A 17,473-nucleotide genomic window follows, 5' to 3' on the forward strand; every position below is an offset into this window, starting at 1 on the left:
GGCGCCGAACACGCGCACCCCCGAACGCGACTCTGCTCGCGCGAGCACGCGGTCGACCGGGTCCACCGGCTCGTCCGTCGTGGCAGGGGTGGTGGTGTCTGTCATGTGTTCCTTTCGCGGCCTCGCGGCCATCCGTGCACTCTAGCTTCCCGCGGCTCGTACCGCCTCCGCTACGCTCGTCGCATGGGGAGCGATCATTACTTCAGCGCGTCCCCGTCCAGCTCCGAGAATCTCCGCCGCATCCGTGTGTCCCTCGCCGGTCGCGACGTCGAGGTGACGACGGCGGGCGGGGTGTTCAGTCCCGACCACGTGGATGGCGGAACGTCGGTGCTTCTGGCGAACACTCCCCCGCCCCCGGCGGGCGGTCATCTCTTGGACCTCGGATGCGGCTGGGGCCCCATCGCGCTGTCGCTCGCCATCGACGCACCTCATGCGACGGTCTGGGCCGTCGACGTCAACGAACGAGCACTCGACCTCGTCCGCCGCAACGCCGCGGAACTCGGCCTCGACAATGTCAACGCCGTGCTGCCCGAGGATGTTCCGAGCGATCTCGCCTTCCGCACCATTCGCTCCAATCCGCCCATCCGCGTCGGTAAAGACGTGCTGCACGGACTCCTGCAGACGTGGATCCCCCGACTGGCGGAGCGCAGTGACGCCTGGCTGGTCGTGCAGCGGAACCTCGGTTCCGATTCGCTGCAGCGGTGGCTCGCGGCATCCCTCGATCGCGGCTACACCGTCACGCGGGCGGCGACCGGGCGGGGATTCCGAGTGCTGAAGGTCCGCCGCCACGGCACGCCCGCGACGGGGACGATCACCCTTCCCTGAACGGCGTCAGGCGAGCGCGATCTCACCCGAGAACACGAGCGATGCGGGGCCGGAGAGCAGGACGCGTTCACCGGCATCCGTCCGCACGACGCGCACCCCGAGGCGCCCGCCGGGGACATCCACGGTCCACCGATCCGGCGCGCCGGCGCCCGCCCAGTGCCGGACGGCCAAGGCGGATGCCGCGACCCCGGTCCCGCACGAGAGCGTCTCACCGACGCCGCGCTCGAACACGCGCATCCGGATCGCGCCGACACCATCGGTGATGAGGGGCTCTTCGGGCACGACGAACTCGACGTTCGCGCCGGCCGCCGGTACGGGGTCGAGAATGGGCTGAACGGTCAGATCGAGCCCGTCGAGTTCGGCGATGCTCGAGAGGGCGACGACGACGTGGGGGTTCCCGACGTCGATGCCGAGGCCCGGGCGCGCGATCTTCAGACCGTGGGCGCGTACGAGGACCTCGTCGGAGGTCGGACGCCACAGACCGAGGTCGACTTCGAAGCCGTTGTCGGCGAGCGTGACGGTCTTCGTTCCCGCTCGCGTGCCGATGCGCAGGGTCTCGCCGGCGCCCAGCGTCGCATATCCCGCGCTCAGGAGGTACTTCACGAAGACGCGGACGCCGTTGCCGCACATCTCGGCGACGGAGCCGTCGGCGTTGCGGTAGTCCATGAACCACTCGGCGTCGGGAGTCTCTGCACCCGCGTCGATGGCCGTCGACCGGACGACCCGCAGCAGCCCGTCGGCTCCGATCCCGAAGCGTCGATCGGTCAGTGCGGCGATCTGCTCGCCGGTCAGGTGCAGCGAGCCGTCAGGGTCGGCGACCACGACGAAGTCGTTGCCCGTCCCGTGGCCCTTCGTGAATGCGATCGTCGACACCCGCTCAGTCTAGGCGCGGGTGGATGCCGCTTCGCCGGTCAGGACGAGGGTCGCGCACTCCGGAGCCCCACGTCCATGAGATCCAATGACCACGCAACGCTCTCCTCGACATCGACGTCCATCCGGAAGCCGTGCGCGGCATCCAGGACGGCGAACCCGTGGAGGACGCTCCGGAGCATGCGGATGGCGTGGACGTGCTCCCCTCTCGGCAGACCGTAGCTGTCGAACACTCCCCCGAGAGCGTCGAGGCTGTCGCGGAGCGCGAGAGCGAGCGGGTCGTCATCAGCGGACGGCTCGGCAGCGGCGGTCGCCGCGTATCGCCCGGGGTGCGCCTGCGCGTAGCGCCGGAACGCGACGGCCACGTCGGCGAGCGCGGGTGCACCCCGGTGTTCCGACAGCGCCAGGCGGAACACCTCCGCGAGGTCCCGCGCGGCGAGGGTCGCCACCCGATGGATGAGCTCGACGAGTCCGCCCGGGACGTGCTTGTAGAGCGAGGGCGGACGGACGCCCACCCGCTCCGCCAGCGCCGTCATCGTGAGGGCCGGGAGCCCCTGCTCGTCGATCAGGTCGGCTGCCGCACGCGTCACCGCGTCGACATCGAGGCCCGCCCTAGGCACCGGCCGCTCCCGTCTCGATCGAGAAGGCCGATCTCAGGAACGGGACGGTGAGCTCGACGACCTCGCTCGGCCGTTCGACGTGCGGATAGTGCCCGGCCCCGTCGATGACCGCCAGCCGACCGATGCCGGGCTGGAGCGCGGCGATGACCCCTTCTCCCTCGGCCCGGGGGTCCGCCCAGTCCGGGTCGGCCGTGCCCATCACCACGAGGACCGGCACGGTCACGTGCGGGAGCTGTTCCCCCGCATCGGCGGGACTTGTTTGCCCCATGGCCCGGAGCGCGGCCATGCGCGCGGGATCGTGGAGGTGACGGGCGGTACGGGCCTGCTCCTCGGTCCAGTCGGCGGGCTTCTGAGGAATGGCGAGGTCGAGGTAGCGGAGCCACGCGGGCACACTCCCCCGAAGCATCATGGCCGCCAGGCGCGTCATGCCCTTTCGGTGACGGGAGTGGCGGATCAGGCCGATCAGGTCGAACCGCTGCGCGCGGGTGAACGGGGCGAGCTCGACGACGCCGACGACGTCCTGGGGGGCGCGGGCGGCGGCGACCGTCGCAGCTCCTCCGCTGATCGACTGGCCGACGATGACCGCAGGCCCGCCCAGGTGACGGATGACGGCGAGGAGGTCGCCGGCGATGTCGCTGCGACCGTAGCTCGCCCACGTGGCGCTCGACTCGCCGCATCCGCGGATGTCGACGTTGGCCACGCGGAATCCTGCCGCGACAAGAGACGGAACCACGAAGCGATAGGAGCGGCGGGAGTCACCCATCCCGTGCGCCAGAACCACGAGGGGCCCCTCCCCGGTCACGTCGAACGCGATCTCTCCGCCTTGGACCTGGATCTTCTCGACCATCGGCGTCTCCTTCGCATCATGTTCGATACCGAAAGGCTACGGCTATTAGCTTTAGCTTGTCAAGCTGTCCAGCAGACGGATGCCGGGAGTCCCGGCATCCACCCATCGGAGTCCGGGATACCTCTTGAACCACGAGACCTGACGCCGCGCGTACCGGCGCGTGAGCAGCTGGGTCTCGGCGACGGCCTCTTCTTCGCCCATGCGGCCCGCCAGCTGAGCGAGCGCCTGCGCGTAACCGATGGCGCGGGGCGCGGTCGGACCGGACTCGAGGCCCCGGGCCCGGAGTCCGTCGACCTCTGCCAGCAGGCCGTCCCGCCACATCGCCCGGACCCGCTCGTCGAGGCGCTCGACCAGCTCTGCACGGTCCAGGTGGACACCGACGAGTTCGGTGGCGGGATGCCACAGCACCGGCACCTCGGGAAGCGCAGCGCCGTGGGTCTCCGCCCCTTGGAGGAGCACCTCGAGAGCCCGGATGACGCGCCGACCGTTGCGCGGATCGAGCCTGTCGGCTGCTCCCGGATCGACCTGGCGGATCCGCTCGATCAGCACCTCGGCACCGAGCTCGTCGAGATCCGCCTCGAGTCGTGCGCGCAGCGCAGGGTCACGGGGCGGGAAGCGGAAGTCGAAGACGACGCTCGAGACGTAGAGCCCCGACCCCCCGACGAGGATCGCGTCGGCACCGCGGTCGAAGATGTCGCGGATCGTCGCGCGCGCTCTCTCCTGGTAGACGGCGACGGCGACGTCCTCGGTCACGTCGAACTCGTCGAACAGATGATGCGGGATGCCGCGCCGCTCCGACACCGGGAGCTTGGCCGTCCCGATATCCATGCCGCGGTACAGCTGCATGGCATCGGCGTTGACGATCTCCGCCCGCCGACCACCGCGGATGAGCTCCTCGACGAGCTCCAGCGACAGCGAGGTCTTACCCGTCCCGGTCGCCCCGACGATCGCCCAGAGGCGCTCCGCGCCCACGAGGTCAGAGTCCGGGCGTCGCGGTGCGGATCATCGGGAGGCCGAGCGACACAGCGCGCGGACCGTCACCAGCGGGAGCCGGGACGCCGCAGGAGTCGGCCTGCGCCCGGTCCCACGCGTCGCCGGCGCGCGTGCGGCGGATGCGCAGCGGCGCGCCGCCCGAGCTGTCGGCGAGGAGGTGGAACGGGGCGGCGTGCGTGACGACCGTCGTGACCACGTCGCCGGGCCGCGGTGTCGGGGACCCCTCGGGGACCTCGAAGTGGACGAGGCGGTTGTCCTCGGCCCTGCCGGTCAGACGGTGGGTCGCGGCATCCTTCTTGCCCTCACCGGTGGAGACGAGGACCTCGACGGTGCGTCCGAGCTGAGCCTGGTTCTCCTCGAGGGAGATCCGTTCCTGGAGGGCGACGAGGCGGTTGTACCGCTCCTGGACGACCTCCTTCGGGACCTGGTCGGGCATCGTGGCGGCGGGTGTGCCCTCGCGGATCGAGTACTGGAAGGTGAAGGCACCTGCGAAGCGAGCCTGCTCGACGACGCTCATCGTGTCCTCGAAATCCGCGTCGGTCTCACCCGGGAAGCCGACGATGATGTCGGTCGAGATCGCCGCGTGGGGCATCCTCTCGCGTACGCGGTCGAGGATGCCGAGGAACCGCTCGCTGCGGTACGACCGCCGCATCGCCTTGAGGATTCGGTCCGACCCCGACTGCAACGGCATGTGCAGCTGCGGCATGACCGCGGGGGTCTCGGCCATCGCGTCGATGACGTCGTCGGTGAAGGCCGCGGGATGCGGGCTCGTGAAGCGGATCCGCTCCAGTCCCGGGATCTCGCCCGCAGCGCGGAGGAGCTTGCTGAACGCCTGGCGGTCGCCGAATTCGACGCCGTAGCTGTTCACGTTCTGGCCGAGCAGCGTGACCTCGATCGCCCCGTCGTCGACGAGCAGGCGTATCTCGTTCAGGATGTCGCCGGGACGACGGTCCTTCTCCTTGCCGCGCAGGCTCGGGACGATGCAGAACGTGCAGGTGTTGTTGCAGCCGACCGAGATCGAGACCCAGCCGCTGTGCGCCGAATCGCGCTTGGTGGGAAGCGTCGACGGGAACACCTCGAGCGACTCGAGGATTTCGAGCTCCGCCTCGCCGTTGTGTCGGGCGCGCTCGAGCAGGCTCGGGAGGGACCCCATGTTGTGGGTGCCGAAGACCACGTCGACCCAGGGCGCCTTCTGCTGGACGGCATCCTTGTCCATCTGGGCCAGGCAGCCGCCGACCGCGATCTGCATTCCGTCGTGCTTGTCCTTGCGGCTCTTCAGGTGTCCGAGGGTGCCGTAGAGCTTGCCCGCCGCGTTGTCGCGGACGGCGCAGGTGTTGATGACGACGACGTCGGCCTCGGCGCCCGCGTCGGCGCGGATGTAGCCGGCCGACTCGAGGGAACCCGACAGACGCTCCGAGTCGTGGACGTTCATCTGGCACCCGAACGTCCGCACCTCGTAGGTGCGGACGTGACCGTCGGCGGCGACGGCTGCGTCGGACGGGGCGATGAGAGTGGGGGCAGCGGAAGGGCTGGTCATGATCAGCCCATTCTACGAGCCGCCTCGCCACGGGATGCCCCGCGTGGCGTCAACGAAGGAGCGAGCGGATGCGGGCGGCCGAGATGGCGCTGAAGGTGACCGCGACGGCGATGAGCACTGTCACGGCGAGCCAGACGGGGACCATGTTCGAACCGACGAAGAGATCGATCCCGTAGATCTCCTTGAGGTCGCTGACAGCGCCGCTGTCACCGCCGGCGAGAGCGGTGATCGTCTCATCGGTGAACGGCCGGCGCAGGAGCATGGCTCCCTGGGCGAACGGGAGTGCGTTGATGGTCGACGCCACGCCATCGGGGAGCGACCCGACCGGGATGTACGAGCCCGCGACGAACCCGAGGACGGTACCCACAACCGTGGAGAACGCGGAGTACGCGCCGGTCGTCTTGAGGAAGGAGGCGCCGAAGGCTCCGAGGGAGGTGAAAGCGACGCAGCAGAGCACCATCGCACCGCTCGCCTGCAGAATCTCGAGAGGACCGAGCCATGTGTCGCGGACCAGTCCGAGCTCGAGCACGGTGAGGGCCAGGATGATGCCGGACATGATGATCGCCACGGACACCGAGGACAGCAGGTACCCGAGGACCAGCTGCGATCGACGGATCGGCGCGACGAGGAAATCGGCGAACCGTCCCGAGGCGCGATCGTCCACGAACACGGAGATCGCGCCGACCCCCGAGGTGACGGTCGTGAGCAGGACGATGCCCGACAGCATCCAACTGTCGACGAACGCCTCGATTTCGCCGCGGGACGCGCGCGGCAGAGTGCGCTCGAGGCCGTCGACTTGCAGCCGCGACAGGAAGAGCGTGTAGAGGAGGAAGAGGATGAGTCCGCTCAGCAGCGAGAAGAAGACGTTCATCCGGTCGCGGAAGAACAGCGTCAGGTTGCGGCGCACGATCGCCGCGATGATGTTCACGCCGCGTCCTCGGCCATCTCGCCGCGACCGGTGAGGGCGAGGAAGACATCGTCCATCCGGCCGTGCCGGAACTCGAAGTCCAGAACGTCCTCGCCATGATCGGTCAGAAGATGTCGAGCCGTCTGCGCGTCGGGGACCTCGATCGTGAGGATGTCGCCGTCGCGGCTCGAGCTCAGCCCGCCGCGGGTGGCGAGAGCGGACAGCGTGTCGGGGTCGCGCGTCGTGACCGTGAGGACGCTGCGACTGTGACGTGCCCGCAGCTCTGTGGGCGTTCCGCTCGCCACGACGCGGCCCGCGTCGATGATGGTGACCTGATCCGCCTCTTCCGTCTCGGCCATGTAATGGGTGGTCAGGAAGACGGTGAGACCGTGCTCGGATCGCAACCGATCGATCGCCCTCCACACCGCCACACGGCTGGCCGGATCGAGCCCTGCCGTCGGCTCGTCGAGGAACAGGGTCGACGGTTCGTGCATGAGCGCCCGCGCGATGTCGGCTCGGCGACGCTGTCCGCCCGACAGCCGCCCATAGGGACGATCGAGGAACTCGCCGAGTTCGATGAGGAGGGAGAGTTCGGCCAGCCTCGTGGCGAAGCGCCGACGGTCGATGAGGGAGAGTGTGGCACGTAGCGCCAGATTCTCCCGAACGGTGAGGTCGTCATCGAGCAACGATCGTTGGAAGACGACACCGATCCGCGACCGGACCCGTTCGCTGTGCGTCGACACGTCGTAGCCCGCGACGCGGACGGTTCCGGCGTCGGCGCTCAGCAGCGTCGTGAGGCATCCGATCGTCGTGGACTTCCCGGCACCGTTCGCACCGAGGAAGGCGAACAGCTGGCCGTCCGGGACGGCGAAGGAGACGCCGTCGACCGCGGTGACGGTCTTGTACGACTTCACGAGACCGTCGACCTCGATCATCATGCGCACACTCCTCCGGCCGCGCCCGGCGCGCGTAGGGCGAGTCTGTCAGATGGAGGCGACCGTGGTCACGGTTCGAAGCGAACCCCGTGCCGCGGCGGTGCACTGGTCTCGTCGAGCGCACGACGAGCCACCGACAGGGCGACGGAGCCGTACCCTCGCCGGGCCAGCTGCCCGGCGAGACGCCGGAGGGCCGTATCGCGGTCGAGGCCTTCGAGCCCCCGGGCCTTGGACCGTGCGAACTCGAGAGCTCGCTCGGCCTCGTCATCGGGGAGTTGGTCGAGCGCCTCGTCGATCACCTCACGGGGGATGCCGCGCTGCGACAAACCCTGTGCGATCGCCATCCGCCCCTGCGCTTTGCGAGACGTCGCCTTGTCGATCAGCTGCTCGGCGAGGGCGGCGTCGTCGAGGTACCCGAGCGAGACGAACCGCTCGACGATGCCCTCGAGCTCTGCCTCATCGAGATCGTGTTCTCGGAGCACCGATCGAGCCTCGCGAAGCGAGAGAGATCGTGTCCGGAGCTTGCGCAGAAGGATCCGCTCTGCCACTGCCGCGGGCGCATCCTCGCCCGCGGGGGCGACGACGGGGATGGTCCCCGTCGCCGGGTGCGCCGCACGAGCCGCGGACCTCTCGGATGCGGCACGCTCGGCGATCCACGTCGCGTGCCACGGCTGCGAGTCAACAGCGTCGCCTGCGGCGGACCGTCCGTCGTCCGCGGCGTCTGCCCGCCGTCCGAACAGCGGGATGACGGGGGCGAGCGAGTCCCGCTCGCCCCCGTTCGAGTCCGTCATGATCAGGCCGGGCGGCGAGCCGTCAGCTCGTCCGACACCGCGGCATCATCGGCGGCGGCCTTCGGCTGCCCGATCCCGAGCTTCTGCTTGATCTTCGTCTCGATCTCGGCAGCGACGTCGGTGTTCTTCAGCAGGAAGTTGCGCGAGTTCTCCTTACCCTGACCGAGCTGCTCGCCCTCGTATGTGTACCAGGCTCCCGACTTCTTCACGATGCCGTGCTCGACACCGAAGTCGATGAGGCTTCCCTCGCGGGAGATGCCGACACCGTAGAGGATGTCGAACTCGGCCTGCTTGAAGGGCGGCGCCATCTTGTTCTTGACGACCTTCACTCGGGTGCGGTTACCGACCGCCTCGGACCCGTCCTTCAAGGTCTCGATCCGCCGGATGTCGAGTCGCACGGAGGCGTAGAACTTGAGCGCCTTACCTCCGGCGGTGGTCTCGGGCGAGCCGAAGAACACGCCGATCTTCTCGCGGAGCTGGTTGATGAAGATCGCCGTGGTCTTGGTCTGGTTCAGACCACCGGTGATCTTGCGGAGAGCCTGCGACATGAGGCGGGCCTGGAGACCCACGTGCGAGTCACCCATCTCACCCTTGATCTCGGCTTCCGGAACGAGAGCCGCGACGGAGTCGATGACGACCAGGTCGATCGCGCCGGAGCGGATGAGCATGTCGGCGATCTCGAGCGCCTGCTCACCAGTGTCGGGCTGCGAGACGAGGAGGGCATCGATGTCGACGCCCAGCTTCTCGGCGTAGCTCGGGTCGAGTGCGTGCTCGGCGTCGATGAACGCGGCGATGCCGCCGGCACGCTGCGTGTTCGCGATCGCGTGGAGGGTCAGCGTCGTCTTACCCGAGGACTCCGGCCCGTAGATCTCGACGACGCGACCGCGCGGGATCCCGCCGATGCCGAGCGCGACGTCGAGGGCGATCGACCCGGTCGGGATGACCTCGACCGGTGCGCGCTCGTCGCTCCCGAGTCGCATGATCGATCCCTTGCCGAACTGGCGATCGATCTGGGCGAGGGCCGATTCGAGGGCCTTCTCGCGGTCTGCAGGTGAGGGCATGTCGTGCTCCTTGATACTCGCGGTTCCGTCGCCCGTAGGCTGTCGCGCTCGTCACCGACGGATCGGATGCTGCGACAGGGCGTGGGTGTCATCTGACGACATTCACGTTAGGAGGGGGCTCCGACATCGCTGACGGATCCAGCCCTTACGTGAACGACGTGTCTACGACACCCGTTGTGCAGGAGACTACGCCCGTGTCGAACGCATCTTCGATACGACACGCCGAGTCAACGACGCGGATCGAGCCTCCCGGCACCGTGCCGGCGGTTCACGGGAACGTCGGTCTCGGCGCAGAGGGCGTGCCAGACCTCACGCGGCGCGACACCTGCGGCCAGCGCTTCCTGGGCGGTGCGATTGCCGACGCCCGTCAACACCAGGTCGGAGACGAGGGCAGCGCCTCCCGACCCGAACTCGTCGGCGACGGCACGATCGAACTCGCTGTGACGCATCGCGCGATCAGCGCAGCGACAGCTCGGGGGCGGGGACGTCGTCGCCCAGCGACGCGAGATCGTCGGGAACGACGTCGGAGAGCGAGTGCAATCCCTCGAGCACCGAGATACGCTCGCCGACCTCGCGCATGATCGCGGAGATCGGGACGTCGAGGGCCTCGGCCACCGCGGCGAGGATTTCGCTCGACGCTTCCTTCTGACCGCGCTCGACCTCGCTGAGGTAACCGAGGGCGACGCTCGCCTTGCCCGACACCTGCCGGAGGGTGTGACCCTTCTGCAGACGGAAGTCGCGGAGCACGTCACCGATCTCTTGACGAACCAGGATCATGCGTGGGCCCTCCCTCTGCTGCGATCCACCGAAGCCCTTACGGGGGAACCACGGTACAACACGTTCGCTGTCACCCTAGACCCCGAGCGCTGGGGAATGGATGGGAATCACCGAGCCGTAACGTGCTCGGAACACGCGCTATTCCCGGCTCAGAGGGCCTCGACCGCAAGAGCGATGGCACGCGCGGCCGCCGCCGTGCGGATCTCGTCGCGGTCGCCCGACAGTGCGAGCGATTCGACCCGCGACCCCAACGGAGTGGACACCGCGATGTGGACGGTGCCGACCGGTTGCCCGTCGGAGGAGACGGGACCCGCGATCCCCGTCGTCGCGATACCCACGTCTGCAGGCTCACCCTCTCCGACAGCGCGGCGAACCCCCTCCGCCATCTGACGAGCGACGCGCGGATGGACCGGGCCATGCGCCTCCAGGAGGGTGCCGTCGACCCCCAGCAGGCGCTCCTTGAGATCGGTCGCGTATGCGACGATGCCACCCCGGAAGACCGCCGACGCACCCGAGACGGAGACGACGGATGCCGCGACCAGGCCACCGGTCAACGACTCCGCCACCCCGAGCGTCCACCCCAGCTCCTTGAGCCGTTCGACCAAGCGTTCCGAATCCGATCGAGGGCCCCGCGCGACGGCGGTCTCCTCGAGCTCGTCCGGCAGCTCGCTCGGCGTCCGCCGCATCATGCGCTCCGGACCCGGCGGCCGCGGATGGCCGTCACCACGTAGTCGACGCCGCTGGCGACCGTGAGCAGCACGGCGATCGTCATCGCGATGGTGTTGACCACGTGGATCCACTCCCCCACGACCGTCCACAGCGGCAGCAGTGCGAGCGCCAGCGCAACCGCCTGCGCGACCGTCTTCAGCTTGCCCATCCACGCGGCTGCGACCACGTGGTCCGTGGCCACGACGAGGCGGTGCACGGTGATGCCCAGTTCACGCAGGAGCACCAGGACGACCACCCATACCGGCAACTCGCCGAGGATCGAGAGGACCACGAACGCGCACCCCGTCAGCACCTTGTCGGCGATGGGGTCGAGCAGCTTGCCGAGGTCGGTGACGATCTCGTAGCGGCGGGCGAGGTATCCGTCGATGCCGTCCGTCGCGATGGCGACGATGAAGAGCACACCGGCCCACCACCGCAGGGCCCCGTCCACGCCCCCGTCGGCGAGGAGGAGCCACACGAACACGGGTGCGCACAGGATGCGCACGATAGTGATGGCGTTGGGCAGCTGCCGCGGGATCGTCACGGGACGAGCCTATCGAGCCGCACAGTCGGCGTCAGTCTCGACCGGTGAGACCCCAGGCATCCTCATCACCCTCGGACTCGACGACCTCGTATCCCTCGTACTGCTCCGTGACCGCGTCGGGGCCGTACGGATCCGTCGCGACGGCCGCTGCCGCGGGAGCGGCGGCAGGAGCGGCGTCCTCGGGGGGCTCTTCACCTCGCAGGCGGGCCAGAACGGCGGGGAGCTCGTCGGGCGTCACCAGCACGTCGCGAGCCTTCGACCCCTCGGAGGGACCGACGATCTCGCGCGCTTCGAGGAGGTCCATGAGTCGACCGGCCTTGGCGAACCCGACGCGGAGCTTGCGCTGCAGCATCGAGGTCGAGCCGAACTGGGTCGTGATGATCTGCTCGGCCGCAGCGAGGAGGAGCTCGAGGTCGTCGCCGATGTCGGCGTCGATCTCCTTCTTCTCCACGATCGCCTCGACGTCCTTGCGGTACTCGGGACGCGCCTGGTTCTTGACGTGACTGACGACCTTCTCGATCTCCTTCTCGGCCACCCAGGCGCCCTGCACCCGGACCGCCTTGGACGCGCCCATGGGGAGGAAGAGACCGTCACCCTGACCGATGAGACGATCGGCGCCGGGCTGGTCGAGGATGACGCGCGAGTCGGTCACACTCGTCACCGCGAAGGCGAGGCGCGACGGCACGTTCGCCTTGATGAGGCCGGTGACGACGTCGACGGACGGTCGCTGCGTCGCGAGGACGAGGTGGATGCCGGAGGCACGCGCGAGCTGCGTGATGCGAACGATCGAATCCTCGACGTCGCGGGGGGCGACCATCATGAGGTCGGCGAGCTCGTCGACGACGACGAGAAGGTAGGGGTAGGGCTTCAGGACGCGCTCACTGCCCGCGGGGAGCTGGATCTCGTTCGCGACGACGGCCCGGTTGAAGTCGTCGATGTGACGGAAGCCGAACGACGCGAGGTCGTCGTACCGCATGTCCATCTCCTTCACGACCCACTGCAGCGCCTCGGCCGCCTTCTTGGGGTTCGTGATGATCGGCGTGATGAGGTGCGGTACGCCGGCGTAGGACGTCAGCTCGACGCGCTTCGGGTCGATGAGGACCATGCGGACGTCCGACGGCTTCGCGCGCATCAGGAGGCTCGTGATCATCGAGTTCACGAAGCTCGACTTTCCCGAGCCGGTCGAGCCGGCGACGAGAAGGTGGGGCATCTTCGCGAGGTTCGCGACGACGTACCCACCGCCGACGTCCTTTCCGATGCCGATCGTCATCGGGTGCGTCGCCTGCTGCGCGTTGGGCGAGCGCAGGACGTCGCCGAGCGTGACGATCTCGCGGTCGGTGTTCGGGATCTCCACGCCGATCGCGCTCTTGCCGGGGATCGGCGCGAGGATGCGGACCTCGTTGGACGCGACCGCGTAGGCGATGTTGTTGGTCAGAGCGGTGATCCGCTCGACCTTGACGCCGGACCCGAGAGCGATCTCGTACTGGGTCACTGTCGGACCGCGCGAGAACCCGGTCACCTTCGCATCGATAGAGAACTGCTCGAAGACGCCCATGATGGCGCGGACCATCGCGTCGTTCGCCTCGGAACGGGCCTTGTGCGGAGTACCGGCCGCAAGCGCATCGGCGGACGGAAGGCGGTAGTCGGCGGCATCCGGGTCGACGGAGTCGAGGTTCGCGGCCACGAAGTCCGGCACCGGCGGGATGGGCGGTGCGTCAGGCGTGGCGTCGCGCTTGCGCCCCGGCGTGCGCGGGGCGGGGGGCGCGATGATCTCGGTGACCGCGTCGGGCATGACGGCGGGCGTCGGCGTGGTGACGGGGTTGTCGAAGCTGCCGTCACCGCTCGCTTCGAGCAGCGCGGTGAGGTCGTCGGCGCCGAGTCCGCCGTCGGCGTCCTCCTCGCGGCCCGACTTGTTGCGACGCCACCACGGCAGCGAGTCGCCATCGTCGTCGGGGGCGTCGAAGGCGACCGTGGGGCCGGTCTCGCCCTTCGCGAGAGCTGCGTCGCGCTCGGGACGCTCGGCACCGAACATCCAGGCGTACAGGTCTCCGAGGCGCTGACCGATGCGGTTCGGCGGTGTCTTCGTGAGGATGAGGACGCTCAGGAGCGCCAGCAGACCGAGGACGATGCCCGCGCCGATCTCGGTCATGACCGTGAGCGGCTCGCCGATCGCCCACCCGAACAACCCGCCCGCGCCGCTCAGCGCGGCGAGACCCTGGCTCGGCTGCGGGCGCCCCCCGGCGACGTGACAGAAGCCCGCCACCACGAGGACGAAGAGTCCCGCGCCGATGCCGATCCGACCGTTGTCATGGACGGACGGCGGATGCCGGAACAGCCACCCGGCGAGCAGCAGAAGGATGACCGGGAAGATGAACGCTTCCCGGCCGATGAGGGCACCGACGCTGTAGGCGCTGATATTCGTGCCCACATCCGTGCCGATGAGGAACCACTCCACGACGGCGCCGGCGACGGCCATGAGGACGAGCAGGAAAGGGAATCCGTCGCGTCGCTGATCCTTCTCCAGGGACTCCGACCCGAACGCACGGAACATGCCCCCGGCGACGTGCGCGAGTCCCAGCCACGCGCGGACGACGACGGGGGGACGGTCGACATCGTCGACGTAGCGGCGCGGGGCCGGCTCGGCCTTGCGCTTCGGGGTCGGTTCGGCCTTCTTGGCCCGCGCCGAGGAGCCCGACGCGGACGCGCGGGGTTTGCTGGTCGGACTGCTGCTCCTGGGCATAGCTTCCACGGTATGCGGCATGTCCGACATGTCGCCGGATTGACGCGGGTTTCGGCGTCAGCCGAGGCTCTTGACCATCGTGTCGCGCCCGATCCCGCTCCGCGTCACCGCGAAGCCCTCGGTCCGGTACAGCACCTGGGCGAAGTTGCCGCGCTCCACCGACAGGCAGATGCGCGCGCGGCCCTCCGCGCGCGCAGCATCGCACAGCCGTCGCAGGAGGGCGCGGCCGACTCCGTGCGATCGCCAGAGCGGCTTCACGCCGATGATGAGCTCCGGAACGCCGATTCCCACGTACCCGGACCCCGGGTCGGTGCGCGGCAGGGTGCGATACCAGGCCGCCCCGATCTCCTCCGCCCCGACGACGGCGACGAAGCCGACGTCCCCGGGACGCATCCATCCCGCGAGGTATCGGCTGTGATCGGGGTCTGCGAGCACCTCATGACGCGGACGCGGCGGCCCCTGACGCCAGTTGGCGGCCTCGACGACCATGTCGCCCAGGAAGACGCCGTCGGCCTGCGTGGCAGGGCGGAGCGTCCAGGACTCGGGCATGCCGGAATGCTAGAGGCCGCGCGAGCCCGTCACCGGGTCAGGCCTCGATGACCATCGGCACGATCATCGGGCGGCGACGCAGCGACTGGTTCACCCAGCGCCCGATCGTGCGACGGACGACCTGCTGCAGGGCGTGCTGGTCGCGGACGCCCGACTGGGCGGCCTCGGTCAGCGCCTGCGCGATCTTGGGCTTCACCGAGTCGAACACGGCGTCGTCCTCCGCGAATCCGCGAGCGTGGATCTCGGGACCCGTGATGATGCGGCCGGACGCGGCATCCACCACCACGATGACGGAGATGAAACCTTCCTCGCCGAGGATGCGACGGTCCTTGAGGTCGGCATCCGTGATCTCGCCGACGGACGAGCCGTCGACGTAGACGAAGCCGAGGTCGAGCTGGCCGGCAACGGTCGCGACGCCGTCCTTCAGGTCGATGACGGTGCCGTTCTCGGCGATGATCGTGTTCTCGGCGGGGATGCCGCTGTCCTGGGCGAGCTTCGCGTTCGCCATCAGGTGGCGGTACTCACCGTGGACGGGCAGCACGTTCTTCGGCTTCAGGATGTTGTAGCAGTAGAGCAGCTCGCCCGCCGCCGCGTGCCCCGAGACGTGGACCTTCGCGTTCGCCTTGTGGACCACGTTGGCGCCGAGCTTCGTCAGGCCGTCGATCACGCGGTACACCGCGTTCTCGTTGCCCGGGATGAGGCTCGAGGCGAGGATCACGGTGTCGCCCTCCCCCGGCTCGATCGCGTGGTCGAGATTGGCCATGCGGGACAGGACAGCCATCGGCTCGCCCTGGGATCCCGTGGACATGTAGACGATGCGGTCGTCGGGCAGGTCCTTCGCCTTCTTGTAATCGATGAGCACGCCGTCGGGAACGGTGAGGTAGCCCAGCTGCTCGGCGATCGTCATGTTGCGGACCATCGAGCGGCCGAGGAACGCGACGCGACGACCGTGCGCGGCGGCCGCGTCGATGACCTGCTGCACACGGTGGATGTGGCTCGAGAAGCTCGCGACGATCACGCGACGCGGCGCCTTGCCGATGACCTGGTCGAGCACCGGGCCGATCGCCCGTTCGAGCGGCGTGAAACCGGGGACATCCGCATTCGTCGAGTCGACGAGGAACATGTCGACGCCCTCTTCGCCGAGCCGCGCGAACGCGCGCAGGTCGGTGAGGCGGCCGTCGAGGGGCAGCTGGTCCATCTTGAAGTCACCCGTCGCCAGCACGAGGCCTGCCGGGGTACGGATGCCGACCGCCAGGGCGTCGGGGATGGAGTGGTTGACCGCGACGAACTCGAGGTCGAACGGCCCCACCTGTTCGCGCTGGCCCTCCTTGACCGTGAGCGTGTACGGCTTGATCCGGTGTTCCTTGAGCTTCGCCTCGACGAGCGCGAGGGTCAACTGCGACCCGATGAGGGGGATGTCGCCCTTGCGCTTGAGGAGGTACGGGACCGCTCCGATGTGGTCCTCGTGGCCGTGAGTCAGGACGACGCCGACGATGTCGTCGAGCCGGCCCCGGATCGCCTCGAAGTCGGGGAGGATCAGGTCGACACCGGGCTGATGCTCCTCGGGGAAGAGCACGCCGCAGTCGACGATCAGCAGCTTGCCGTCGAACTCGAAGACGGTCATGTTGCGACCGATCTCACCGAGTCCGCCGACGGGGGTCACCCGGAGGGTTCCGGGAGCGAGCTTGGCGGGGGCGGAGACGGTATTTGTCATCGAGTAGTTCCATGCACCTTCGGGAGGGCGCCGCCGGCAGCGGCATTGCGATCAGGTCGGAAGTTGGAGAAGTCGGCGCCGTCGACGTCCCTCACGAGCGCGAGTTCGTCCTCGATGAGGGCGGCCTCCCACTCCTCCGGGCCCACGAGCGGCAGGCGCACGCGCGGGCTCGAGATGCGGCCGAGGCCGTGAAGGATGTATTTCGCGCTGACGGTGCCCGGCACGTGCGTCATGACGGCGCGGACGAGGGGTTCGAGCTTCTGGTGCGCGGCGGTCGCCGTCGCGAGGTCACCGCGGTTGACGGCATCCACCATCACGCGGTACGGAGCGGACGTGATGTTCGCCGTGACGCCGATCAGGCCGGCGGCTCCGATGGAGAGGTGGGGCAGGATGTTCGCGTCGTCGCCCGAGAAGTAGAGCAGGTCGGTCTGATTCAGAACCCGGCTGACCTCGCTGAAGTTCCCCTTGGCGTCCTTCACCGCGAGGATGTTCGGGTGCTTGGCGAGGCGGAGGATCGTCTCGTAGTTGATGGGCACGCCGGTCCGGCCGGGGATGTCGTAGAGGATCACCGGCAGGTCGGTGGCGTCCGCGACGAGGCGGAAGTGCGTCAGGATCCCTGCCTGCGTGGGCTTGTTGTAGTACGGCGTGACGATCATGATGCCGTCGGCGCCGGCCTTCTCGCTCGCCTTGTAGAGCTCGATCGCGTGCGCGGTCTCGTTCGAGCCGCCGCCCGTGATGATCTTGGCGCGCCCGGACGAGACGGACTTGCCCACCTCGACGAGCTTCAGCTTCTCGGCATCCGTCAGTGTGCTCGTCTCACCGGTGGTCCCCGTGACGACGATGCCGTCGGCACCGCCCGTGATGACGTCGTCGATGTGCTTCTCTACGGCCGGCCAATCGACCTCGCCGTCGGCCGTCATCGGAGTGACGAGCGCGACCAGCACCTGACCGAACGGATTGGCGGAGTGCGTCATGGTTCCCAGGGTACCGGTCGCCGTCCGTCGGCCGTGTTCGATGTGGCGCGGACTGCGGCGGTGGTGCACGGGAGGTGTGGC

Annotated in this window: 18 protein-coding genes; 1 reads left to right on the forward strand and 17 read right to left on the reverse strand. The window is 68.8% G+C overall.

Annotated features, from left to right (window positions below; genetic code table 11):
• Nucleotides 1-183 precede the first annotated feature (183 nt).
• Nucleotides 184-825, forward strand: coding sequence for a class I SAM-dependent methyltransferase (locus tag BBA86_RS08475; protein WP_065571164.1), 642 nt, complete (start codon nucleotides 184-186; stop codon nucleotides 823-825).
• A 6-nt stretch (nucleotides 826-831) separates the two neighbouring features.
• Here BBA86_RS08475 and dapF read toward each other — a convergent pair whose 3' ends face one another.
• The 17 genes from dapF to dapA all read right to left on the reverse strand — a co-directional run bounded on the left by dapF (nucleotide 832) and on the right by dapA (nucleotide 17,392).
• Nucleotides 832-1,698, reverse strand: coding sequence for a diaminopimelate epimerase (dapF, locus tag BBA86_RS08480; protein WP_065571165.1), 867 nt, complete (start codon nucleotides 1,696-1,698; stop codon nucleotides 832-834).
• 38 nt (nucleotides 1,699-1,736) lie between these two features.
• Nucleotides 1,737-2,315 carry a TetR/AcrR family transcriptional regulator gene (locus BBA86_RS08485; protein ID WP_065571166.1) on the reverse strand — a complete coding sequence of 193 codons (579 nt, stop codon included), beginning with the start codon at nucleotides 2,313-2,315 and terminating at the stop codon, nucleotides 1,737-1,739.
• Complete coding sequence (locus tag BBA86_RS08490) at nucleotides 2,308-3,162, reverse strand: alpha/beta fold hydrolase (RefSeq protein WP_065571167.1); 855 nt, start codon at nucleotides 3,160-3,162, stop codon at nucleotides 2,308-2,310. The genes BBA86_RS08485 and BBA86_RS08490 overlap by 8 nt, the downstream gene beginning before the upstream one ends.
• A 51-nt stretch (nucleotides 3,163-3,213) precedes the next feature.
• On the reverse strand, nucleotides 3,214-4,134 hold the full coding sequence (miaA, locus tag BBA86_RS08495; protein ID WP_065571168.1) for a tRNA (adenosine(37)-N6)-dimethylallyltransferase MiaA: 921 nt from the start codon (nucleotides 4,132-4,134) through the stop codon (nucleotides 3,214-3,216).
• A gap of 4 nt (nucleotides 4,135-4,138) precedes the next feature.
• Nucleotides 4,139-5,692 (reverse strand): tRNA (N6-isopentenyl adenosine(37)-C2)-methylthiotransferase MiaB, encoded by a 1,554-nt coding sequence (miaB, locus tag BBA86_RS08500; RefSeq protein ID WP_065571169.1) that lies wholly within the window; start codon nucleotides 5,690-5,692, stop codon nucleotides 4,139-4,141.
• Between the two features lie 49 nt (nucleotides 5,693-5,741).
• Complete coding sequence (locus BBA86_RS08505) at nucleotides 5,742-6,620, reverse strand: ABC transporter permease (RefSeq protein ID WP_065571170.1); 879 nt, start codon at nucleotides 6,618-6,620, stop codon at nucleotides 5,742-5,744.
• Nucleotides 6,617-7,537 carry an ABC transporter ATP-binding protein gene (locus BBA86_RS08510; protein WP_065571171.1) on the reverse strand — a complete coding sequence of 307 codons (921 nt, stop codon included), beginning with the start codon at nucleotides 7,535-7,537 and terminating at the stop codon, nucleotides 6,617-6,619. The genes BBA86_RS08505 and BBA86_RS08510 overlap by 4 nt, the downstream gene beginning before the upstream one ends.
• Nucleotides 7,538-7,602: 65 nt before the next feature.
• Nucleotides 7,603-8,325, reverse strand: a complete 723-nt coding sequence (locus BBA86_RS08515) for a regulatory protein RecX (protein ID WP_065571172.1) — start codon at nucleotides 8,323-8,325, stop codon at nucleotides 7,603-7,605.
• A gap of 2 nt (nucleotides 8,326-8,327) precedes the next feature.
• Complete coding sequence (gene recA / locus BBA86_RS08520; protein WP_065571173.1) at nucleotides 8,328-9,386, reverse strand: recombinase RecA; 1,059 nt, start codon at nucleotides 9,384-9,386, stop codon at nucleotides 8,328-8,330.
• 227 nt (nucleotides 9,387-9,613) lie between these two features.
• Nucleotides 9,614-9,835, reverse strand: a complete 222-nt coding sequence (locus tag BBA86_RS08525) for a DUF3046 domain-containing protein (protein ID WP_065571174.1) — start codon at nucleotides 9,833-9,835, stop codon at nucleotides 9,614-9,616.
• Between the two features lie 7 nt (nucleotides 9,836-9,842).
• A complete protein-coding gene (locus BBA86_RS08530; RefSeq protein WP_065571175.1) occupies nucleotides 9,843-10,163 on the reverse strand; it encodes a helix-turn-helix domain-containing protein in 321 nt (106 codons plus the stop codon).
• Nucleotides 10,164-10,312: 149 nt separating this feature from the next.
• Nucleotides 10,313-10,849: a CinA family protein gene (locus tag BBA86_RS08535; RefSeq protein WP_065572232.1), complete on the reverse strand. Its 537-nt coding sequence runs from the start codon at nucleotides 10,847-10,849 to the stop codon at nucleotides 10,313-10,315.
• A complete protein-coding gene (pgsA, locus tag BBA86_RS08540) occupies nucleotides 10,849-11,415 on the reverse strand; it encodes a CDP-diacylglycerol--glycerol-3-phosphate 3-phosphatidyltransferase (RefSeq protein ID WP_065571176.1) in 567 nt (188 codons plus the stop codon). Before pgsA ends, BBA86_RS08535 begins: the two co-directional genes overlap by 1 nt.
• A 31-nt stretch (nucleotides 11,416-11,446) precedes the next feature.
• Nucleotides 11,447-14,155 (reverse strand): DNA translocase FtsK, encoded by a 2,709-nt coding sequence (locus BBA86_RS08545; protein WP_065571177.1) that lies wholly within the window; start codon nucleotides 14,153-14,155, stop codon nucleotides 11,447-11,449.
• 57 nt (nucleotides 14,156-14,212) lie between these two features.
• Nucleotides 14,213-14,704, reverse strand: coding sequence for a GNAT family N-acetyltransferase (locus BBA86_RS08550; RefSeq protein WP_065571178.1), 492 nt, complete (start codon nucleotides 14,702-14,704; stop codon nucleotides 14,213-14,215).
• 37 nt (nucleotides 14,705-14,741) lie between these two features.
• Nucleotides 14,742-16,418 carry a ribonuclease J gene (locus BBA86_RS08555; RefSeq protein ID WP_065571179.1) on the reverse strand — a complete coding sequence of 559 codons (1,677 nt, stop codon included), beginning with the start codon at nucleotides 16,416-16,418 and terminating at the stop codon, nucleotides 14,742-14,744.
• A complete protein-coding gene (dapA, locus tag BBA86_RS08560; protein WP_065571180.1) occupies nucleotides 16,415-17,392 on the reverse strand; it encodes a 4-hydroxy-tetrahydrodipicolinate synthase in 978 nt (325 codons plus the stop codon). Before dapA ends, BBA86_RS08555 begins: the two co-directional genes overlap by 4 nt.
• Nucleotides 17,393-17,473: the final 81 nt, after the last annotated feature.

Origin of the sequence: Microbacterium oleivorans, assembly GCF_001691565.1 — a bacterium.
In the GTDB taxonomy this organism is placed as follows: Bacteria; Actinomycetota; Actinomycetes; order Actinomycetales; family Microbacteriaceae; genus Microbacterium; species Microbacterium oleivorans_B.

Bases quoted from the DNA above. Each gene is read 5' to 3' on its own strand.
- BBA86_RS08475 (WP_065571164.1), top strand. From the start codon at position 184: ATGGGGAGCGATCATTACTTCAGCGCGTCCCCGTCCAGCTCCGAGAAT.
- BBA86_RS08490 (WP_065571167.1), bottom strand. From the start codon at position 3,162: ATGGTCGAGAAGATCCAGGTCCAAGGCGGAGAGATCGCGTTCGACGTG.
- miaB (WP_065571169.1), bottom strand. From the start codon at position 5,692: ATGACCAGCCCTTCCGCTGCCCCCACTCTCATCGCCCCGTCCGACGCA.
- BBA86_RS08510 (WP_065571171.1), bottom strand. From the start codon at position 7,537: ATGATGATCGAGGTCGACGGTCTCGTGAAGTCGTACAAGACCGTCACC.
- BBA86_RS08515 (WP_065571172.1), bottom strand. From the start codon at position 8,325: ATGACGGACTCGAACGGGGGCGAGCGGGACTCGCTCGCCCCCGTCATC.
- recA (WP_065571173.1), bottom strand. From the start codon at position 9,386: ATGCCCTCACCTGCAGACCGCGAGAAGGCCCTCGAATCGGCCCTCGCC.
- BBA86_RS08525 (WP_065571174.1), bottom strand. From the start codon at position 9,835: ATGCGTCACAGCGAGTTCGATCGTGCCGTCGCCGACGAGTTCGGGTCG.
- BBA86_RS08530 (WP_065571175.1), bottom strand. From the start codon at position 10,163: ATGATCCTGGTTCGTCAAGAGATCGGTGACGTGCTCCGCGACTTCCGT.
- BBA86_RS08535 (WP_065572232.1), bottom strand. From the start codon at position 10,849: ATGCGGCGGACGCCGAGCGAGCTGCCGGACGAGCTCGAGGAGACCGCC.
- BBA86_RS08545 (WP_065571177.1), bottom strand. From the start codon at position 14,155: ATGCCCAGGAGCAGCAGTCCGACCAGCAAACCCCGCGCGTCCGCGTCG.
- BBA86_RS08550 (WP_065571178.1), bottom strand. From the start codon at position 14,704: ATGCCCGAGTCCTGGACGCTCCGCCCTGCCACGCAGGCCGACGGCGTC.
- BBA86_RS08555 (WP_065571179.1), bottom strand. From the start codon at position 16,418: ATGACAAATACCGTCTCCGCCCCCGCCAAGCTCGCTCCCGGAACCCTC.
- dapA (WP_065571180.1), bottom strand. From the start codon at position 17,392: ATGACGCACTCCGCCAATCCGTTCGGTCAGGTGCTGGTCGCGCTCGTC.